This window comes from Streptomyces sp. NPDC096040 (assembly GCF_040303265.1).
GTDB lineage: Bacteria > Actinomycetota > Actinomycetes > Streptomycetales > Streptomycetaceae > Streptomyces.
In genome coordinates, this window is record NZ_JBEOTA010000086.1 from 1 (window position 1) to 2,810 (window position 2,810).

At 63.6% G+C, this 2,810-nt stretch carries 2 protein-coding genes and 1 pseudogene; 1 reads left to right on the forward strand and 2 read right to left on the reverse strand.

All coding sequences use genetic code 11. From position 1 onward, the window contains the following. A pseudogene (locus tag ABTY98_RS42040) lies at window positions 1–324 on the reverse strand (transposase); the annotation flags it as partial. A gap of 583 nt (window positions 325–907) precedes the next feature. Here ABTY98_RS42040 and ltrA point away from each other — a divergent pair. Continuing rightward, window positions 908–2,167, forward strand: coding sequence for a group II intron reverse transcriptase/maturase (ltrA, locus tag ABTY98_RS42045; RefSeq protein WP_352226453.1), 1,260 nt, complete (start codon window positions 908–910; stop codon window positions 2,165–2,167). Between the two features lie 36 nt (window positions 2,168–2,203). Here the strand turns inward: ltrA and ABTY98_RS42050 are convergent, their stop codons facing one another. After that, on the reverse strand, window positions 2,204–2,692 hold the full coding sequence (locus ABTY98_RS42050; protein ID WP_502994503.1) for a hypothetical protein: 489 nt from the start codon (window positions 2,690–2,692) through the stop codon (window positions 2,204–2,206). Window positions 2,693–2,810: the final 118 nt, after the last annotated feature.

Sequence of the window (2,810 nt, forward strand, 5' to 3'; positions counted from 1 at the left end):
GTATTTCAGGGTCTTGTACTGGCTCTCGCTGTACGGGTTGTCGTTCGACGTCTTCGGCCGCGAATGCGACTTGGTGACGCCGAGACCGGCCATCAACTGGGCAACGTTCTGCGCGACCATCGGGGACCTGCGGTCCGAGTGGATCGTCAACTGCCCTGGTTCGATGCCGTACTTGGCGATCGACTCGGACAGAAACCGCTCGGCAAGGTCCTTGTTCTCGTGCGCGGCGATCATCCAGCCGACCGTGTAGCGGCTGAAGATGTCGATGATCGTGTAGAGGCAGTAGTAGACGCCCTTGACCGGCCCCTTCAGCTTCGTGATGTCCCTTGTGTCCTGAACGTGAAAGGAAGTGTCGGTAGGCAGCTTCAAGTAAGCGGTGCTGTACGGATGATGAAGGTTTTGGCCCTTCGAAGCCGCCCTGCGGGGGGAGGCTTCAAACCACCTCATGCTGCGTTGGTTAATGACCGTCGTGGTGAGCGATGAGGAAAAGGCATCGGAAGAGATGTCAGGTGGGGGCCGGGAAGACGAACGCAAGTGAATCGCTGCTGACGTGTCGTAACACAATCAGACGACGTCGAAACCGGGGTATGGGATAGATCTCGGGATGAGCCTGACGGGAGCCCGTCTATTGGTCAGGTGGCGTCCGGCATATAGGCGACGTGAGCCCGGTCTGCGGCATCCGTACGGAACAGGAGAAGGCAGGGCCCGGTACTGCCCGCCGGATGGTGGGCGAGAGGGAGGACTCCGAGCAGCAGAAACTGCCAGGAGCTGAGTACCGACCCGTGGCCCTGCTGGCGGACCGTCTCGTAGTAGTGCTGAAGCCCCTGTAATCGGGGTGGAGCGAAGGGGACGGGTCGCTCGTGACTGAGTTGATCGCACCAACCGGAAGTACTCCGGGAGGAGTTCGGTGAGCCAGTTGAAGTCGAAGACCAAGTCGTTTGAAATCTCCAAGTGGGAAATCAAGGAAGCATGGGAGGAAGTCAGGGAAAACAAAGGGGCGCCCGGAGTGGACGGGCAGAGCATCGAGGACTTCGAGAAGGACCTGAGAGGGAATCTCTATAAGGTCTGGAACCGGATGTCTTCGGGCTCCTACTTTCCTCCCCCGGTGCGTGCGGTGGAGATTCCTAAGGCGCACGGAAGTGGCATGAGAATGCTCGGAATTCCCGCTGTCGCGGACCGTGTGGCGCAGACCGTTGTGGCGCGGCATCTCATGCGGCGAGTGGAACCCGTATTCCATCCGGACAGCTACGGATATCGTCCCGGACGGTCGGCCTTGGACGCCGTGGAGAAATGCCGGGAACGCAGCTGGAAACGGGACTGGGTCGTCGAGTTCGACATCGCCCGGTTCTTCGACAGTGTGCCCTGGGACCTCCTGGTCAAGGCCGTGGAAGCACACACCGACGCCGTCTGGGTGAAGTTGTACGTGCGCAGGTGGCTCGCCGCCCCGCTCGTCATGCCCGACGGAGCCCTGCGGCAGCGGGAGCGCGGAACCCCGCAAGGAGCCCCGGTATCTCCCGTTTTGGCGAACTTGTTCCTGCACTACGCGTTCGACATCTGGATGGACCGGGAGTTCCCCACCATCCAGTTCGAGCGGTATGCCGACGACGCGGTCATGCACTGCGTCACGGAGCGTCAGGCCCGCGAGGTCCTGGACGCGCTCCGGAACAGGATGGTCGAGGTCGGGCTGGAACTGCACCCGGACAAGACCCGGATCGTGTACTGCAAGGACGACAAGCGCCGCGGCTCGCACGAGCACGAGGCGTTCACGTTCCTGGGCTACACCTTCCACGCCAGATTGAGCCGTGACCGACAGGGTGTTCAGTTCCTGTCGTTCACGCCGGCCGTCAGTAAGGAAGCCCTGAAAAGGATGGGGCAGGAGGTGCGGTCCTGGCGACTGCACACCCGCTCCGACCTGTCCTTCGTGCAGCTCGCCCGCAGGACCAATCCTGTGGTGGCGGGCTGGGTCAACTACTACGGCCGCTTCCGGCAGTGGGAGATGAACCCGGTCTTGAGGCGCATCAACGCCTATCTGGTGCGCTGGATCCGACAGAAGTACAAGCGGCTGGCGCCGAAGCGCAAGGCCATCGCGAAGTTCCAGGAGATCGCGAAGCGATACCCCGGCATGTTCGCGCACTGGCGCGTGACGATGGCGCTCTGGATGGTCTGATGATCAGGGCGACAAGAGCCGTGTAACGGGCGACTGTTACGCACGGTTCTGTGAGGGCCGGGAGGTGAGATTCCTCCCGGCTACTCGGCAACTCCATACCCGGTTCGGGCCCTCGGCGACAAGCTCGGGAACGGTCCGGGGTGGGTGGACCGCCTGGCGGCGGCGTTCACGGACCTCCCCGTGCCGTCGCAGGAGCCGGTACATCGTCGACTCCGAGCACAGGTAGACACCCCGGTCCAGGAGCACCGCGTAGATCTCGGCGGGCGCCATGTCGGCGAACCCCGGGGAATGGAGCACGTCGAGGACCCGCATCTCCTCCTCGGGTGTGAGAGCGCGGGCGTGTCGGCGCCGTTCCCGCCGTGGCTTGGCCGGGGCGGGGCTTCGGCGGTGTTGGCGGTAGTAGGTGGCACGGCTCACGCCGAGAGCGGCGCATGCCTGGACGCGTCCGACCAGCCCGGTGAGCTCTTCAAGGGCCTGGTTGCGGGCGGTGTTGAACGCCACGGCCGCGAGCTGGGCTTGGGTCACTGGTTCTTCTCGCCGTTCCGGGTCGGGGCGCTGTCCGTGGCGAACTGGTCGAGCAGCGCGGAGAGTTTTCCCTGGACCTCGATGACCGTGCGGGCCTTCGCGAGGTCGGCTTCCAGGC